We start from the raw sequence: 17,207 nt of genomic DNA, 5'->3' as shown, positions 1-17,207 counted from the left end.
CCGTGAAGCAACGCGCGAGCCTGCTGGATCGTGGGCGGCGCAGATGAAGGTCTGCTGAAGATTCGGCGGCTCGGCCTGCCTTGCACCTTTCAGGCCTGGTCGAGAAGCTTTAGGAATTCCTTCAGCTTCGCCGGTTAGATTGCATTCATGAAGATTCTTGTGGTGGAAGACGATTTCGACCTCGCGACCGGCATCCGGGTGGCACTGCAGACGCAGGGCATGGAGGTGGTGTGGGTGCGCCGCATCGAAGACGCGCGGCGCATCCTCGATGGCGAGGGCTGCGACCTTCTGCTGCTCGACCTGGGCCTGCCCGACGGCGACGGCCTGGGCCTGCTGCAGCACGTGCGGCGCGCCGAATCGCGGCTGCCGGTGCTGATCCTCAGCGCGCGCGATGCGCTCGACGACCGCCTGCTCGGGCTCGACAACGGCGCCGACGACTACCTGGTGAAGCCTTTCGTTCTCGCCGAGATGCTGTCGCGCGTGCGCGCGCTCGCGCGCCGCAGCTACGGCAGCGACGGCGTGACCTTCGAGGTGCGCGGCCTGTGGCTGCACGAGCCGACGCAGCGCGTGCAGGTCAACGGCCAGCCGGTGGACCTGTCGCGCAGCGAGTTCAAGCTGCTGAGCCTGCTGATCAAGCGCACCGACCGCGTGATCACGCGGCGCATGCTCGAGCAGCAGGTGCTGCCGGCCTGGCAGACCCATGGCAGCAACGTGCTCGAGGTCCACATTTCGAACCTGCGCCGCAAGATCGGCGACGGCTACATCCGCACCGTGCGCGGCATCGGCTACGTGATCGACCAGGCCGCGCTGAAGCTGCCGGGAACGCCGTCTTGACGGCCGCGGCGGCGGCCTCCGACGCCCCGCGCGGCTGGCGCCGGCTGCTGCGGCCCACGCTGGTGCGCCGGCTGATGCTGGCGCAGGTGGCGATGCTCACGCTGCTGTGGAGCATCGCGGTGGGCCTGGTGCTCGGCACCTCGCTGACCGAGGACATGGGCATGGTCGACACCTCGCACCGCAGCGTGCTGTCGGTGGCGCACAACCTGGCCGACCGGCCCGCGGCGCTGGCCGAGAGCCTCCAGCGCATGGACACCGCGTTGCGCGAGACCATGGGCAGCGACAACGATCCCTCGCTCTCGCCGAGCCTGCTGGTGTGGCAGCACGGCCGGCTGGTCTACCACTCGGAGGGCGTGCCCACCGACATCGCCAACAGCCGCCTCGGCGTGGCCGAGGACGTGACCGCGCAGGGCAAGCAATGGCGCACGCGTTCGCTGGAGAGCGAGGACGGCGCCACGCGCGTCGCGCTGGTGCTGCCGGCCGGCCCGCAGATGTGGCTGACCTTCCATTCGCGCGGCTACTACATCCTGCCGCTGGTCATCAGCGTGCCCTTCCTGCTGCTGCCGGCCTGGCTGTCGATCCGGCTCGCGCTGCGGCCCTGGCGCAAGGTGGCGCGCGAGATCGCGTCGCGCGACGTGCGCGAGCTCGCGCCGCTGGCCACGCAGACGCGCCACGACGAGCTGCGCCCGCTGGTCGACAACTTCAATGCGCTGATGCAGCGGCTGCGCGCGAGCATCGAGCGCGAGCAGAGCTTCATCGCCGATGCCGCGCACGAGCTGCGCACGCCGATCGCGGCGCTGCGCGTGAACGTCGAGGCACTGCAGGGCCTGCAGGCGCAGCCCGCGCCGGTGCCGCCGGCGCGCCAGCAGGAGCTGATGGCGCGCGTGGTCAGCGCCAGCGCGCGCGCCGAGCGGCTGGTGAACCAGCTGCTGCACCTGATGCGCAGCGCGGCCCAGGTCTCGGCGCCGCGCCCCGCCCTGCTGCGCCTGGACGACCTGGTGCAGGAACGGCTGGCCGCGCTGTCGGTGCTCGCGCGCACGCGCGGCGTGGAGGTGGAGCTGCTGAGCGACGACCCGGCGCCGGTGGCCGGCGATCGCGACAGCCTGGTGTCGATGATCGACAACCTGATCGACAACGCCACCAAATACGCGCCGCCGGGCTCGGCCGTGACCGTGGGCATCCGGCGCGACGGCGCGCAGGCCGAACTGACCGTGGCCGACCGCGGCCCGGGCATTCCGCCCGAGCTGCGCGAGCGCGTGTTCGACCGCTTCTTCCGCGACCCCGACCAGACCCAGACCGGCAGCGGCCTGGGCCTCGCGATCGTGCGCTCGGCCACCGAGGCACATGGCGGCAGCATCGTGCTCGGCGACACGCGGCCCGGCCCGGGCCTGCTGGTGACGGTGCGGCTGCCGCTCGCGCGCGAAGGCATCGAGCCGGGCGCCACGGCCTCGGTGAAGACCCGCGCCGTGCTGACGGCGGATTGACAGCCGGTGCTCCTACGATGACGGACGCGACATCGACACAGGAGACCCCATGACCATCCAGCGCCCCCGCCTCGCGGCCTTCACGCGCCGCGCCCTGCTCGGCGCCGCCCTCGGGCTCGCGCTCGCGGGCTGCGGCAGCCCCGCCGGCAATGCCCCGGCACCGAAGCCCGAGCTCCACGTGATGACCTCGGGCGGCTTCACGGCCGCCTACAACGAGCTGCGCCCCGGCTTCGAGCGCGCCAGCGGCCGCGCGGTGAAGACCGCCTACGGCGCCTCGATGGGCAATGCCAGCGACTCCATCCCGAGCCGCCTCGCGCGACGGGAGCCGGCCGACGTCGTGATCCTGGCGCGGCCCGCGCTCGATGCGCTGGTCGCGCAGGGCCAGGTGCGGCCCGGCAGCCAGGTCGACCTGGTGCGCTCCTCGATCGGCTTCGCGGTGCGCAAGGGCGCGCCCAGGCCCGACATCTCGAGCGTCGAGGCGCTCAAGCGCACCCTGCTCGCGGCGCCGTCGATCGCCTATTCGGCCAGCGCCAGCGGCACCTACTACGAGACCGAGCTGCTGAAGAAGCTCGGCCTCGAGGCCCAGGTCAAGCCCAAGAGCCGCCGCATCCTCAGCGAGCGCGTGGGCAGCGTGGTGGCGCGCGGCGACGCCGCGCTCGGCCTGCAGCAGGTCAGCGAGCTGCTGCCGATCGAGGGCATCGATTACGTCGGCCCGCTGCCGGCCGAGGTGCAGCAGGTGACGGTGTTCTCGGCCGGCATCGCCACCGCATCGACGCAGCCCGAGGCGGCACGCGAACTGATCCGCTACCTGAACTCGCCGGCCAGCGCGCCGACGATCGCGAAGACGGGGCTGGAGCCGCTGGCTTCGCGTTGAGGCGCGCGCCGCCTCAGGCGCCGCCCGGCACGGCGAGCGGCGCATGCTTCGCCATCAGTTCGTCGACCCAGTCGATGAACACGCGCAGCTTCGCGCTCAGGTGCCGGTTCGGCGGGAACACCAGGTACAGCGGCATCGAGGCCACTTCCCAGTCCTCGAACAGCGGCACCAGCTCGCCGCTGTCGAGGTGCGCCTGCGCCATGTAGCGCGGCAGCCAGAGCACGCCCATGCCCGCGACACCGGCCGCGGCATAGGCATTGCCGTCGTCGAGCGCGACCACGTGGCGGCCGCGCGGGGCGAGTTGCTCGCCCGCGCGCGACAGCGCGATCGGCGCCAGCGTGCCGCTGCGCGAGCGCAGGAAGCCGACGATGCGGTGATGCGAATCCTCGAGCTCGCGCGGATGCGCGGGCGTACCGGCGCGTGCCAGGTAGGCGGGCGAGGCATAGACGCCGAGCCGCAGGTCGCCCACGCGGCGCGCCACCAGCGAGGAGTCGGTGAGCTCGCCGCCGCGCAGCACGCAGTCGACGTTGTCGCCGATCACGTCGACCACGCGGTCGCTCACGCCCAGGTCGAGCTGGATCTCGGGATGGCGCGCATGGAAGGCCGGCAGCGCCGGCACCAGGATCAGCCGCGCCAGCGGGGCCGGCACGTCGACGCGCAGCCGCCCCTTGGGCGAGGCCGTGACGCTGGCCAGGCGGGTGTCGGCATCCTCGAGGTCGGCCAGCAGGCGCACCACGCGCTCGTAGTAGAGCGTGCCCTCGGCCGTGACCTTGACCTGCCGCGTCGTGCGGTGCAGCAGCTTCACGCGCAGCCGTGCCTCGAGCTGCTGCACCAGCTGGGTCACGGTGGTCTTGCTCATGTGCAGGGTCTGCGCCGCCTTGGTGAAGCTGCCGGCTTCCACCACGCGCGCAAAGGCCTGCATCGCATCGAAACGGTCCATGTCGTGGTCCGATTGTTTGGGATTGTCAAACAGTCATTGTGCGTCTTGCCCGTTTATCCGCGAAGAGCGAACACCTAGATTCACTGCATCCGCAACCATCGAAGAAAGTGAATCCCATGTCTTCCCCCCGCGATGTCGTCTTTTCCGCCGGCCGCCAGGCGCTCTACGAGCTTCACCGCTACTCGCCGGCCGTGCGCGCCAACGGCCTGCTGTTCGTCTCGGGCCAGGTCGGCAGCCGGTCCGACGGTTCGCCCGAACCCGAGCTCGAGGCCCAGGTCCGGCTGGCCTTCCAGAACCTGAATGCCGTGCTCGCGGCCGCCGGCGCCAGCTTCGCCGACGTGATCGACGTGACGGTCTACATCGTCGATCCGGCCTCGAAGTTCGAGCGCATCTGGAACCTCGTGCTCGCCGAGTTCTGGGGCGAGGCGCCCCATCCCACGGCCACCGCCATCGGCGTGACCTGGCTCTACGGCTTCGACTTCGAGATCAAGGTGGTCGCGAAGCTGCCGGAAACGACCGCCGCCTGAGACGCTAACGAGCGACGATCCGCTGCACGCCGAGCATGACCAGCATGCCGCCGGCCACGCCATCGACCCAGCGCTCCACGCGCAGGTAGCGCGCACGGATCGCCTCGGCGCCGAACACCACGGTGATGCCGAAGTGCCACAGCAGCGAGAGCACCGCCACCATGAGGATGGTGGCGGGATAGAACCAGCCCGCGGCCTGCGCGGGCACCAGGGTCGCGAACACGCTGGTCCAGAAGGCCGCGCCCTTGGGGTTGGTGATGCCGGTCAGCAGGCCGGCGCGGTAGGCGCCGCGCGCATCGCGGCGCGTGCCCGCGGGCGCGCGGCGGGCGCTGCCCGCGGCGGTCTTCACGGGGCGGGCCACGGCCCGCCACAGCAGGCTCGCGCCATACCAGACCAGGTAGCTCGCGCCGAGGAAACGCACGGCCGAGGCCAGCCACGGATGGTGCGCCATCAGGGTGGACATGCCCGCGAGCGAGAGCACGACCCAGAAGATCGAGCCGGTCGTGAGCCCCAGCACCACGTAGCGCGATTCGCGCTGGCGCCCGTCGAGCGCCATCTGGCTCAGGATGAAGAAGTTGGGGCCCGGGCTCGCGAGCACGGCGAGGTAGACGCCGGCGATGAGCAGCAGGGGCGAGAGTTGGGTCATGGCGCTGGGGACGGAGGCGAACGGACCCGCCGATGCTAGCGGCAGGCGAACGCCCCTGCCCTCAGCGGGCCTCGATCAGCGCCTTGACCCGGTTCGCCAGCGCATCCATCTCGAAGGGCTTGGTCATCACGTGCATGCCGGGTGCCAGATGGCCGTGGCTCAGCACCGCGTTCTCGGCATAGCCGGTGATGAACAGCACCTTGAGGCCGGCGCGCAGGGTGCGCGCGGCGTCGGCCACCTGGCGGCCGTTCATGCCGCCGGGCAGGCCGACGTCGGTCAGCAGCAGGTCGATGCGCTGGTTCGACTCGAGGATGCGCAGCGCATCGGCGCCGTCGCCGGCCTCGAGCGTGGCATAGCCCAGGCCCTGCATCACCTCCACGATCAGCATGCGCAGCGAGGCCTCGTCGTCGACCACCAGCACGGTGTCGCCACGGTCGGCGCGCGGCGCGGTCTCGACCTGCTCGGCCTCGGCGGTGCTCTCCTCCTTGTGGTCGTGGCGCGGCAGGTAGATGCTGACCGAGGTGCCCTGGCCGACCTCGGAATAGATGCGCACCTGCCCGCCCGACTGCTTGGCGAAGCCGTAGATCATCGACAGGCCGAGCCCGGTGCCCATGCCGATGGGCTTGGTGGTGAAGAAGGGATCGAAGGCGCGCGCCACGACCTCCGCGCTCATGCCCACGCCGTTGTCGCTGACCGTGAGCGAGACGTACTGGCCCGCCGGCAGGTCGCGGCCCGGCGCGCTGCGCGCGTCGATCCAGCGGTTGGCGGTCTCGATCACCAGCGTGCCGCCCTCGGGCATGGCGTCGCGCGCGTTGATGCACAGGTTGAGCAGCGCGTTCTCGAGCTGGCTCGGGTCGGCATGCACGTTCCACAGGCCGACGGCGGCCACGGTCTCGAGCGCGATCTCGGGGCCCATGGTCCGGCGCAGCAGGTCCTCCATGCCACTCACGAGGCGGTTGAGGTTGACCGACTTGGGCTCCAGCGTCTGCCGGCGCGAGAAGGCCAGCAGCCGGTGCGTGAGCGCGGCCGCGCGCTTGACCGCGCCGTGGGCCACGCCGATGTAGCGCTCGAGGTCGGCCTGCCGGCCGTCGAGCCCGCGCCGGCGCATCAGTTCCAGGCTGCCGCCGATGGCGGCCAGCAGGTTGTTGAAGTCGTGCGCGAGGCCGCCCGTGAGCTGGCCCACGGCCTCGAGCTTCTGGCTCTGGCGCAGCTGCTCGCGCGCGGCCTCGAGTTCGGCCGCGCGCTCCTTCTGCTCGGTGATGTCGCGCGCGGCCGAGTAGTTGAGGCCGCCATCGGGCACCGCGGTCCACGACAGCCAGCGGTAGCTGCCGTCCTTGGCGCGGTAGCGGTTCTCGAAGCCGCGCGTGCGCTCGCCGCGGGCCAGCCGCGCGAGCTCGGCCTCGGTCGCGGCCAGGTCGTCCGGATGCACCAGCTCGCGGAACGGCATCGCCATCAGCTCCTGGCGGCTCCAGCCGAGCACCTCTTCCCAGGCCGGGTTAGCGCTCTCGAAATAGCCCTGCCCGTTGGCCACGCCCAGCAGGTCCTGGCTCAGCTCCCAGGTGCGGTCGCGCTCGCGCGTGCGCACCTCGACCTCGCGCGCCAGCGATTCGGCGAAGGCCTGCAGCTCGAGCTGCGCCTCGCGCCGCGCGATCGCCGAGCGGATGCGCTCGCCGACCTCGCCGATGAAGTCGAGCTCGTCGCGCGACCAGGCGCGCGCGCTGCCGTGGTTGAGGTAGAGCAGCCCGACCAGCCCGCCGCGCTCGGTCAGCGGCATGTTGACCGCGGCGCGCGCGCCGATGCCGTCGAGCGCGGCGGCATTGGCGCGCGTGCGCGGATCTTCGTGGGCATCGGCGAAGACCACCGTCGTGCCCTGGCGCAGGTCGTCGATATAGCTGCCGTAGTCGCGAAAGCGCAGCGTGCCGGCCAGGCTCTTGACGCCCGGCGCGGTCCAGTCGCGCTCGATCTCGATGGTCTCGGTCGCCTTGTCCACCAGGCCATAGCCCGCGCGGTCCACCTGCAGCCGCGTGCCGAGCATCTGCGAGGCGGTGTAGGCGATCTCGCAGATGCCGTCCATGTCGCGGATGCGGTCGCTGAGCTCGATCAGCGCCAGCCGGCGCGACTCGGCGGCCCCGAAGATCTCGTGGGCCACGCGCAGCTTGGCCTCGGCCGCCTGCTTGGCCTCGCGGTCGGCCGCCTCCTTGAGCGCGCGCTCCATCACCACCGGCAGCCGCGCCAGCCGCCCCTTGCTCACGTAGTCGGTGGCGCCGCGCTTGAGCAGCTCGACCGCGTTGTCCTCGCCGATCACGCCCGAGACGAAGATGAAGGGCGTGAGCGGCGCCACCGCGCGCGCGATCTCCAGCGCATGCGCGCCCGAGAAGCCCGGCAGCTCGTAGTCGGACAGGATCAGCTGGTAGCGCGCGCTTTCCAGCGCGCCCGTGAAGCCCTCCTCGTCGCACACCACGGTCACGCGCGCCCCAGGCAGCGCTGCGACCAGCGCCTCGGTCAGCAGTTCGACGTCGAAGCGCGAATCCTCGAGGACGAGGATGTCGGGGGCCGTCGTGGACGCCGTGCCGCTACTCATGGCGCCGGGTGGCCTTGAGCGACCCCGGCGGCGGTTCGTTGAGCACGGCCCAGAACACCCCGAGGTCGGCGATCGCCGAGACGAACCGGTCGAAAGCCACCGGCTTGACCACATAGGCGTTGACGCCGAGCTCGTAGCTGCGCAGCACGTCCGACTCCTCCTGCGAGGAGGTCAGCATCACCACCGGGATGCTGCGCAGCGCGGCCGAGGCGCGCACTTCCTGCAGCACCTCGAGCCCGGTCACCTTGGGCAGCTTGAGGTCGAGCAGGATCACGGCCGGATTGCCCTCGGCGCGATCGGCATGCTCGCCCTCGCGCTTGAGATAGTCGAGCGCCTGCGCACCGTCGCGCAGCACCACCACGTCGTTCGCCAGTTGGCTGCGCTCCAGGGCCACCAGGGTGAGTTCCAGGTCGCGCTTGTCGTCCTCGACCAGCAGGATCGGCTTAAGCATCCTCTTCTCCGTCAGTTGCGTTGCTCGAATTCGTTCCATCCGCCTCCGCGCCCGGCAGCACGAAGCCGAAGCAGGCGCCCGCGCCCAGTTCGCCGCGCGCCCACACCGTGCCGCCATGCCGCTCCACGATCCGCTTCACGTTGGCCAGCCCGATGCCGGTGCCCTCGAACTCCTCGGCCTGGTGCAGCCGCTGGAACACGCCGAACAGCTTGTCGACGTACTTCATCTGGAAGCCCACGCCGTTGTCCTCGACCTCGAGGCCGGTGCCGGCGGCATTGCGCACCGCGCGCACCGTGATGACCGCAGGCTCACGGGTGCGCGAGTACTTGACCGCGTTGGCCAGCAGGTTGCGCACCGTGACCTGCAGCAGCAGCGGGTCGGCATACAGCGGCGGCAGGTCGGGCTCGACGCGCCATTCGATGGCGCGCGTGGGCTCGATGCGCACCAGCTCGCGCACCAGCCCCTCGACCAGCGAGGGCGTGTCGACCGCGCGCTTCTGCAGCGCGGCGCGGCCCATGCGCGAGAAGTCGAGCAGCGCATCGACCATCTGCCCCGCGAACGCGGCCGCGTCCTTCACATGCGAGAGATAGCGCCGCGCGCGGTCGGTGAGCTGCTGGCCCTCGGTCTGCGTCACCAGGTCGACATAGCCCGCGATGTGGCGCATCGGCGCGCGCAGGTCGTGCGAGACGGTGTACGAGAAGGCCTCGAGCTCGCGGTTCACGCGGCCCAGCTCGGTCGCCACGGCCGCGAGCTCCTCGGCGCGCCGCAGCACGATGCCGATCAGCGCCTGGCGCAGCTCGACGGCCGCGCCCTGCTCGGCGCCGGTCCAGGGATTGGAGCGCCCGCGGATGTGCTCGACCCAGCTCTGGAAGCTCAGCCGCGGATGCATGCGCCGGCCATCGGGCAGCATCGGCTTGCGCGGGTCGCCGGCCCATTGCACGGTCTGCACGATCTCGGGCCGGAACCACAGGATCAGGTGGCGGTGCACCTGCGAGATCGAGATCGCCAGCACGCCGGCCGCGACCGACTGGCAGTCGGCGAAGGGCGCGAAATGCGCGGCCAGCGCGTCGCTTTCGTAGACCTCGACACCGAGCCCCGCGATCCAGTGCGCGAGCTCCTGGATCTGCGCCTCGGCCGGCACGTCGCCCACGGTCCAGACCGCGTCGTCGAGCACCACGGCCGCGCCGGTGGCGCGCGCCACGCGCAGCAGCAGCGAGCCCTCGTCGACCAGGCGGCGCAGGGTGGCGTCGCTGTCGGCGAGCTGCGACACGGTCTGCAGGGTGAGCTGGCGCAGCTCGAGCCGCTCGGCCACCTCGCCGTGGGTTTCCTTGGCGTCGATCTGCATCGACAGCAGCTGGCCCATGTGCTCGCAGGCCAGCCGGGTCGCGGTGTCGAGGAAGCGCGGGTCGTGGTCGTGGCAGGAGATCAGCCCCCAGAGCCGGCCGCGCACCACGATCGACACCGACATCGAGGCCAGCGTGCCCATGTTGCGCATGTACTCGAGATGGATCGGGGACACGCTGCGCAACTGCGCCTGCGACAGGTCGATGCCGGCCGGCGCCAGTGCCGCGTCGTTCGAGACCAGCGGCACCGGGCTGTAGTTGGCGTCGGCGATCAGCCGGAAGTGATTGACCAGGTAGAGCGCGCGCGCCTGCTGCGGAATGTCGGAGGCCGGGAAGTGGTGGCCGACGTAGCTGTCGTAGCCCGCGTCGGCGGCCTCGGCCAGCACCTCGCCGTGGCCCGCGGCATCGAAGCGGTAGACCAGGCAGCGGCCGAAGCCCGTGAGCTGCTTCATCGCCCGCGCGACCAGGCCGGTGAGCTCGCCCACGTCGACCGCCTGCTGCAGCGCGGGCAGCAGGATGCGGCTCAGCGCGTAGATCGGCGCCTCGTTGCCCGCGGCCGGCTTCGCGGCCTCGAACTCGGCGATCAGGTGCTGTTCGGTGCGGTGCACCGCCACGTCGAGCAGGTGGCCGGCGATGTCGAGCGCGCCCAGCGACACCGGCGAGGCGCCGGGCTGCAGCGGCGGCGACGCCATGGCGCGCAGCACCCGCGCCGCCGCGGCGGCTTCGCCCTCGGGCCAGTTGTCGCTCCAGGCCAGCGGCGCCAGGCCCTCGGGCGCCAGCACCAGCATCCGGCCATGCGGCTGGATCGAGCCCGGCACGCGGATCGGCTCGAGATCGCAACTCGACAGATCGACCGCGTCGACGCTGCCGGGGAGGGATTGCGAGGGCGTGGGGGAAGCTGGCACGTTCGGTGGAAAGGACGAGGCCGGATCGGTCGGCGCGGGGTGGGAGGGGGAATGGATCGAGGTCGGTTCGATCATGCCAGCGGCCTCGGCGGCGTCCTCGTCGGCGGATTCCTACGAGGCATGCAGGTTGGCGTCGCGGCTTGGCGACGGCGCGCTTCCGCCGTCGCGCCCGAGGCCGAAGCACGGCATCAGCGCCTCGAAGCCAGCCACCGCGCCGCGCTGCGCCGACGGCACGGCCGCGCCGTCGCGCAGCGCCTCGCCGAGCTGGGCGACGAAATGGCGCCAGTGCGCGGGCGTGCCGTCCTCGGCGCCCACGGGCGCGAAGTAGCGCATCGGATGCGGCGCGAGCCGCGGGGCCAGCCGCCGGTGCATGACGCTGCCGCCGAGCCGCGAGCCTTCGACCACGTAGGCCAGGCCCCAGGCGAAGCCGGGATCGGTGGCCTGCGCGGCGAGCGTGCCGGTGTCCGGCAAGGCCGGCAGTGTGGCCGGCCCGGCCGCCTGCGCGTCGCGCAGGTCGAGTTCGAGCGCCTCGAGGCGCAGCGCGAGCTGCCGCGCCACCGCCTCGAGCGCCGCGACGCCCGAGCCGGCGAGCGCCTCGCGCACGGCCGCCAGCCAGGGCCGCAGCGCGCGCAGGTGCTCGGCATAGTCGGCCAGCGTGGCGTCCTCGCCGCCGATGCGCAGCCGGCTGTCGAGCGCATGGTGCAGTTCACGCGTGGCCTCGCGCAGCGGTTGCAGCGCGACCGAAGCCGCCGGTCCGGGTGCCGCCATCAGCGCGCGCCCTGGGCCTCGGCCCCGAGGCCGGCGCAGAACGAGAAGAAGTCGTCGAGCCCGCCCGACTTGTCGAACACCGCGTCGGCGCCGAGTTCGCGCGCCCAGCCCGCGATGTCGTCGGTGCCGTAGTTGGTCAGCACCACCACGCGCTGGCCGGCGCGGCGCTCGCGGTAGCGCTTGACGATGCCCAGGCCCGAGCCCTCCTCGAGGAACAGGTCGACCACCAGCAGTTCCCAGGGCGGATCGCAGGCGTCGAGCCGCTCGATGGCCTCGGCCTCGGTGGCGGCCGTGCCCACCAGCAGGATGTCGGCCTCGTCCTCCATGGCGGCGATGAGGTTGTGGCGGATGAGTGGGTTGTCTTCGACGAGAAAGGTGGAGATCGGCACGATGGGCGACAGCCTCGGTATTTTTTTTCGGATGGCGAGAGCCTACGCGATGGCGCTGAATATCCGGTGAGCGAGAACCATCACCCCGAGTAGGAAATCCGGCCGCCCGCCCCCCCCGGACCACGGCAACCGGCGGGCCGGCGGCCGCGCCCGTAAACTCCGGGGCCGGGCCCGCCGCCCGCGCGCCACCCCAGACGGACCGCCATGACCCAGATCTCCCCCGCCCTCGTCTCCGCCTTCGCGCCCAGCGGCACGCTGCGCGCCTCGATCAACCTCGGCAACCCGATCCTGGCCAACAAGCACCCGGTGAGCTACCAGCCGGTGGGCGTGTCGATCGACCTGGCCCACGAGTTCGCGCGCCGCCTGGGCGTGGGCGTCGAACTGGTGGTGTTCGACAAGGCCGCGGCCTCGGTCGACGCCGTCAAGGCCGAGCGCGCCGACATCGGCTTCTTCGCGATCGACCCGGCGCGCAGCGAGGGCCTGCGCTTCACCGCGCCCTATGTGCTGATCGAGGGCAGCTACCTGGTGCTCGACGGCTCGGCGCTGCAGGACAACGCCGAGGTCGACGCCCCCGGCCATCGCATCGGAGTCGGCGCGGGCAGCGCCTACGACCTGTTCCTCACGCGCGAGATCCACCGGGCCGAGCTCGTGCGCGTGCAGGGCGCGCAGGCTGTGCTCTCGGCGCTGCGCGCGGGCCAGGTCGACGTGGCCGCCGGCATCCGTCAGCTGCTCGAGACCGAGGCGCGCCGCTCCTCGGGCGTGCGCCTGCTGCCGGGCCGCTTCATGGTGATCCAGCAGGCCATGGGCACGCCGGCCAGCCGCGGCGCCGAGGCCCAGGCGCTGCTCGCGGCCTTCGTCGAGGAGATGAAGGCCAGCGGCTTCGTGGCCGAGGCGCTGCAGCGCCACGGCATCGAGGGCGCGAGCGTCGCGCCCTAAGAAGCCCGGGACACCCCTTCCGCAAGGCCGGCCGCCCGCGGCGCCCGGTCGCGCCGCCACAGCGCCAGCCCGCAGCCGAACACCACCACCTGCGTGCCGATCAGCAGCGCGAAGCCCGCGAAGAAACCCGCCGCCGATCCGCCGCCCGCGCCATGGCCCGCCGCGCCGGCCGACGACAGCGCGCCGATCACGCCGCCCATCAGCACCGGCATGAAGCCGGCCACCAGGCTGCCCACGCCGTTGGTCACGCCGAAGGCGCTGGCCGTGTGCTCGGGCCGCGCGCAGTGCTGCACCGTGCTCGGGATCGCCGGGCTCTGCAGGCCCCAGAAGAAGTTCGCCGCCACCAGGCAGCAGGCCGCCACGTAGGGATCGCGCGCGCTGATCGCCAGCAGCACCGACAGCGCCACGCCCGCGCTGGCGCCCATGAAGATGAAGGGCACGCGCGCGCGGCCCAGCCGGTCGACCAGCACGCCGCCCACGAACACCGCGAGCACGGTCGCGTACTGCGGCAGCGAGGCCAGCCAGCCCATCTCGCGCAGCGAGAAGCCGCGCGCCTCGCGCAGGTAGGTCGGCAGCCAGTTGCTGCTGCCCCAGAGGTAGGCCAGCGCGGCCGAGGTCAGCAGCGTGATCAGGAACAGGTGGCGCGTGTGCAGCGCGCCCTTCACGATGCCGCCCACGCGCGCCATCGCGTCGCCGAAGGACTTCGGCGCTATCGCATCGCCCTGCCCCGCCGGCATGCGCACGAAGGCCAGCACCAGCGGAATGCCCAGCACGATGTTGAGCACGCCCAGCACGTGGAACGAGGTGTCCCAGGCGTACTGAGCGAGCAGCCAGCCCACGAGCGGAAAGCCCAGCGCCAGCCCGAGGCCGGTGCCCATGTTGACGATGGCGTTGGGCTTGCCGTTCTCGTCGCCGCGGAAATGCGCCTTGATGTACGACGAGGCCAGCGAGAACAGCGGCCCTTCCGACACGCCCAGCAGCACGCGCGAGGCCAGCAGCAGCCCGTAGCTGTGGAACAGCGGCGAGGCCCAGGTCACCACGCCCCACAGCACCAGCCCGAAGATCAGGCTGCGCCGCACGCCGAACAGCGCCGAGCAGAACGGCGTGAGCACGAAGGCCGAGATGCCGTAGCCCAGCATGAAGGCCGTCGCGAGGAAGCCCTGGCGCACCCGGTCGTCCGGCGCGATGCCCACGTGGCGCAGGAAGTCGGCGTCGGTGATCAGCACCGCGATGTTGATGCGGTCCACGTAGGAGATCGCGACGATCAGGAACAGCGTGATCACGCCGTACCAGCGGAGGTTCTTGCTCTGGCTTCGCATGGCATTTCCGGGCGCGTTCGCCCTCTCAGAACATGTGGCGCATGCCGAACTCGGTGCCGCTCGAGGACCGGTTCGGCGCCGTGATCGCGCCCGTGAGGGCCGCGGCCGCGCCGTTGCTGTTGCTGATGCGCGCCACGGTCGCGTAGAGCGCGGTGCGCTTCGACAGGTTGTGCACGTAGCCCAGCGCGAGCTTCGACGAGGTGGGGTTGCGCAGCGCGCCGAAAGGCTCGAGCCGGTAGCGCGCGTACGAGCCCTTGATCTCGCCCGGCCCGATCGGCAGGTGGAAGCCGATCAGCGCGCCCCTGGCATCGGTGGAGCCCTTCGACTCGCCGTAGAGCTCGCCCGTGAGCTTGAGGTTCATCAGCGACGGGCCGAAGGTGTAGGAGGCGCCGAGGTTGGTCACGCGCAGGTCGCCGCTCGCGTAGCGCGTCCTGCCGGTCGCCAGCGCGATGTTGAAGCCGCCGTCGGCATAGCCCAGGCGCAGGCCCGTGTGGTTGCCGTCGCGCTTGTTCGACACCAGCGTGCCCGGCAGCACCGAGGTCGACTCGTTCTCGCCCATCGCGTACATCACCTGGCCGTAGAAGCCGCCGAGGCCGCCCGGCAGCAGGTAGCCCACGCTGTTGGAGGCGCGCGTGCCGGTCGGCGCAGTGAGGCCGCCCAGCCCCGAGAAGTAGAGCTGGTTGGCGCCGATGCCGCCGCCGGTGCCGAAGGGGTCGTAGATCGCGGTGTTCCAGAACGCCGGCACGTAGTCGCGGCCCAGGCGGATCTCGCCGAAGGGTCCCGCGAGGCTCACGGTGGCGCGGCGGTTGAAGCTCAGCACGCCGGGCGTGCCGTTGCCGCTGGCCTGGTTGTTCGAGTTCGAGGGAAAGCCCAGCGCGCTGTCGTTCTGCAGCCCCATCTCGAGCCAGAAGCCCGCCGACAGGCCGCCGCCGAGGTCCTCGGTGCCGCGGAAGCCGAGGCGACTGAACATGTTGCCGCTGTTCGTGAGCTGCGTCTTGCTGCCCGCGCCGGGCCCGCTGCCGCGCGTGTAGGTGACGGCGGCATCGACCACGCCGAAGATCGTGAGGGAGGATTGGGCCAGCGCTCCGCCAGCCGCGCTGATCGAAACCAGCGTGAGCAAGTACTTTTTCATGGAATGTCTCGGGTGGTTTTCTTCTGGCCTGGGGCCTTGGGGGAATCAGATATCGAGCACCAGGCGCGCGCCCTTGCAGCGCGACACGCAGATCATCATGGTCTTGTTGGCCGCGCGTTCGGCCTTGGTGAGGATGCCGTCGTGATGGTCGACCTCGCCTTCGAGCACGGCCGTCTCGCAGGCGCCGCACACGCCTTCCTTGCAGCTGTGGTCGGGGTCGAGGCCGGCATCGATCAGGCTGTCGAGGATCGACTTGCCCGCGGGCACCTCGACCTCGCGCTTGCTCTTCGCGCAGGCCACCACGCAGCTTTGCGTGGCGGCCGGTGCCTCCACCTGCACGGCGGCGAAACGCTCGATGTGCACGTTGGCATAGCCCAGTTGCTCGCAGCCGCGCTCGAAGGCATCGAGCATCGGCGTGGGACCGCAGCAGTAGTAGTGGCTGTCGTCGCCGCGCCCGGCCAGCAGCTTCGCGAGATCGGGCGGCGCGCCCTTCTCGTCGTCGAAGTGCCAGCTCAGTTCGATGGACTTGTCGCGCGCCAGCGCCTCGATGGCCTCGACGAAAGCGGCCTCCTTGCGGCTGCGCGCGCAATAGACCAGCTCGACCGGCCGCCCGAGCAACGCGAGCCGCTGCAGCATGCACCAGATGGGCGTGACGCCGATGCCGCCGGCCACCAGCACCGAGCGCCGAGCGTCCTCCTCGAGCGCGAAGTTGTTGCGCGGCGCCGAGATCGGCAGGGTCATGCCCACGCGCAATTGCTGGTGCACGTAGCGCGAGCCGCCACGGCTCTTGCGGTCGTTGAGCACGCCCACCACGTAGCGCTGGCGGTCGCTGGCCGGGTTGCACAACGAGTAGCTGCGCACCAGGCCGTTGGGCAGGTGCAGGTCGATGTGCGAGCCGGCCTCGAAGGCGGGAAAGTCCACCGCGGGCGTGGCCGGCCGGAACTCGACACTGACGATGCCGTCGGCCTCGTAGCGCATCGTGTGCACGAGGGCGTTCAGCGTGGGAGAGGACATGGCGATCGCTTCCTCGCTCAGGCGGTGGCTGGCTCGGCCGCTTGCGCGAGCTGCGCCACCGCCAGGTTGCGCATGTGGCGGCGCAGCCGCACGATGCCCAGGTCGTGCTGGTAGAGGTTCTCGTGCTGGTTGGCGTCGGCCTCCATCTCCTCGAGCATCACGCGGTCCTGCTCGAGCACGTGCCAGTGGCGCGCCTCGAGCCGGTTGCGGTAGAGGAAGCGCCAGGTGTCGCGCTGCCAGCCCGGTGCCAGCTTGCGCACGCGCCAGAAGAAGGTGGCGGTCATGCCCTTCACGATCGGCGAGAAGGCGCCCACGATGATGAAGTTGCCGCCGGGGCCGCCGGTCTTCGGATACGGGATCTCCAGCCGCATCCAGTGGATGCCGGTGTCGGCCCATTCGGTCCAGTCGAAGTTGACGTTGCGCTGGCCTTCCTTCTCGAACACGAAGCCGATGTCGGTCGGCCGGATGCCGAACTTGGCGCTCGCGTCGCCCTCGGCCATCGAGTGCGACTGCTTGTGCAGGTAGGTGCCGTGCATCGGGTCCATCACGTTGTCGAGCACGTAGCGGTAGTCGCCCTTCCACTCGGTGTAGCAGAGGAAGCTCGAATACTCGGCGTCGTCGGTCAGTTGCTCGGGCAGCACCAGCGGCGGCGGCACGTCGACCGGCTCCTTCGCGTTGTAGAGGAACACCGCGCCCGCGCGCTCCTGCACGTGGAAGTGGCGCGTGGCCTTCGAGCCCTCGAGCTTGCAGCCCGGGCTGCCGGGCACGCGCGTGACCACGCCGTCGTGCCGCACTTCCACGCCGTGGTAGGGACAGGAGAGCCGGTCGCCGAGCACCACGCCCTGCGACAGCGGCGCGCCGCGGTGCGGGCAGCGGTCCTCGAGCGCATGCAGCACGCCCTCGCCGTCGCGCCACAGCGCGAGCTTGCGGCCCAGGCGGCGCAGCGAGACGGGGTTCTCCTTGATGAAGTGCGAGGGGCAGATCGGATACCAGAGGTCCTTGAGGCCGATCTCGAGCAGGTGGTCGACAGGGTCGGCCGGAACGGGTTGGATGGCGATGCTCAT

General features: G+C 71.3%; 16 protein-coding genes. 5 read left to right on the top strand and 11 right to left on the bottom strand.

Annotated features, from left to right (window positions below):
* Positions 1-147: 147 nt before the first annotated feature.
* Genes ACODT0_RS17980 through ACODT0_RS17970 form a run of 3 tightly spaced genes read left to right on the top strand, consistent with a single transcriptional unit; the run spans position 148 to position 3,192 of the window.
* The gene (locus tag ACODT0_RS17980) at positions 148-834 is read left to right on the top strand and encodes a response regulator (protein ID WP_057593088.1); all 687 of its coding nucleotides are present in this window, start codon (positions 148-150) and stop codon (positions 832-834) included.
* Complete coding sequence (locus ACODT0_RS17975) at positions 831-2,318, top strand: sensor histidine kinase (RefSeq protein ID WP_413763160.1); 1,488 nt, start codon at positions 831-833, stop codon at positions 2,316-2,318. The genes ACODT0_RS17980 and ACODT0_RS17975 overlap by 4 nt, the downstream gene beginning before the upstream one ends.
* Positions 2,319-2,367: 49 nt before the next feature.
* Positions 2,368-3,192 (top strand): substrate-binding domain-containing protein, encoded by an 825-nt coding sequence (locus ACODT0_RS17970; RefSeq protein WP_057593087.1) that lies wholly within the window; start codon positions 2,368-2,370, stop codon positions 3,190-3,192.
* Between the two features lie 13 nt (positions 3,193-3,205).
* On the opposite strand, the gene ACODT0_RS17965 is transcribed toward ACODT0_RS17970, so the two are convergent.
* The gene (locus tag ACODT0_RS17965) at positions 3,206-4,132 is read right to left on the bottom strand and encodes a LysR family transcriptional regulator (protein WP_057593086.1); all 927 of its coding nucleotides are present in this window, start codon (positions 4,130-4,132) and stop codon (positions 3,206-3,208) included.
* 116 nt (positions 4,133-4,248) lie between these two features.
* Here ACODT0_RS17965 and ACODT0_RS17960 point away from each other — a divergent pair, with 116 nt between their 5' ends.
* Positions 4,249-4,659: a RidA family protein gene (locus ACODT0_RS17960; RefSeq protein ID WP_489041890.1), complete on the top strand. Its 411-nt coding sequence runs from the start codon at positions 4,249-4,251 to the stop codon at positions 4,657-4,659.
* Between the two features lie 4 nt (positions 4,660-4,663).
* Here ACODT0_RS17960 and ACODT0_RS17955 read toward each other — a convergent pair whose 3' ends face one another.
* From ACODT0_RS17955 to ACODT0_RS17930, 6 genes are all read right to left on the bottom strand, one after another.
* Positions 4,664-5,305, bottom strand: coding sequence for a LysE family transporter (locus ACODT0_RS17955; protein WP_057593084.1), 642 nt, complete (start codon positions 5,303-5,305; stop codon positions 4,664-4,666).
* 61 nt (positions 5,306-5,366) lie between these two features.
* A complete protein-coding gene (locus ACODT0_RS17950; RefSeq protein WP_489041889.1) occupies positions 5,367-7,886 on the bottom strand; it encodes a response regulator in 2,520 nt (839 codons plus the stop codon).
* Positions 7,879-8,337, bottom strand: coding sequence for a response regulator (locus ACODT0_RS17945; RefSeq protein ID WP_057593082.1), 459 nt, complete (start codon positions 8,335-8,337; stop codon positions 7,879-7,881). The genes ACODT0_RS17950 and ACODT0_RS17945 overlap by 8 nt, the downstream gene beginning before the upstream one ends.
* Positions 8,330-10,660 (bottom strand): ATP-binding protein, encoded by a 2,331-nt coding sequence (locus tag ACODT0_RS17940; protein WP_489041888.1) that lies wholly within the window; start codon positions 10,658-10,660, stop codon positions 8,330-8,332. Before ACODT0_RS17940 ends, ACODT0_RS17945 begins: the two co-directional genes overlap by 8 nt.
* A gap of 36 nt (positions 10,661-10,696) precedes the next feature.
* Positions 10,697-11,353, bottom strand: a complete 657-nt coding sequence (locus ACODT0_RS17935; RefSeq protein ID WP_489041887.1) for a biliverdin-producing heme oxygenase — start codon at positions 11,351-11,353, stop codon at positions 10,697-10,699.
* A complete protein-coding gene (locus tag ACODT0_RS17930) occupies positions 11,353-11,742 on the bottom strand; it encodes a response regulator (RefSeq protein ID WP_057597945.1) in 390 nt (129 codons plus the stop codon). The genes ACODT0_RS17935 and ACODT0_RS17930 overlap by 1 nt, the downstream gene beginning before the upstream one ends.
* 204 nt (positions 11,743-11,946) lie before the next feature.
* Here ACODT0_RS17930 and ACODT0_RS17925 point away from each other — a divergent pair, with 204 nt between their 5' ends.
* Complete coding sequence (locus ACODT0_RS17925; protein WP_057595695.1) at positions 11,947-12,678, top strand: ABC transporter substrate-binding protein; 732 nt, start codon at positions 11,947-11,949, stop codon at positions 12,676-12,678.
* Here the strand turns inward: ACODT0_RS17925 and ACODT0_RS17920 are convergent.
* The 4 genes from ACODT0_RS17920 to ACODT0_RS17905 are packed head-to-tail and all read right to left on the bottom strand — an operon-like array spanning position 12,675 to position 17,207.
* Positions 12,675-13,997 (bottom strand): MFS transporter, encoded by a 1,323-nt coding sequence (locus ACODT0_RS17920; protein WP_413763155.1) that lies wholly within the window; start codon positions 13,995-13,997, stop codon positions 12,675-12,677. The genes ACODT0_RS17925 and ACODT0_RS17920 overlap by 4 nt on opposite strands.
* A 25-nt stretch (positions 13,998-14,022) precedes the next feature.
* Positions 14,023-15,129 carry a porin gene (locus tag ACODT0_RS17915; RefSeq protein WP_413763154.1) on the bottom strand — a complete coding sequence of 369 codons (1,107 nt, stop codon included), beginning with the start codon at positions 15,127-15,129 and terminating at the stop codon, positions 14,023-14,025.
* 45 nt (positions 15,130-15,174) lie between these two features.
* Positions 15,175-16,143 carry a PDR/VanB family oxidoreductase gene (locus ACODT0_RS17910; protein WP_489041886.1) on the bottom strand — a complete coding sequence of 323 codons (969 nt, stop codon included), beginning with the start codon at positions 16,141-16,143 and terminating at the stop codon, positions 15,175-15,177.
* Positions 16,144-16,160: 17 nt separating this feature from the next.
* A complete protein-coding gene (locus ACODT0_RS17905; RefSeq protein ID WP_413763152.1) occupies positions 16,161-17,207 on the bottom strand; it encodes a Rieske 2Fe-2S domain-containing protein in 1,047 nt (348 codons plus the stop codon).

The organism is Variovorax sp. FG153 (genome assembly GCF_057809595.1).
This window is presented reverse-complemented; position numbering and strand designations above follow the sequence as displayed.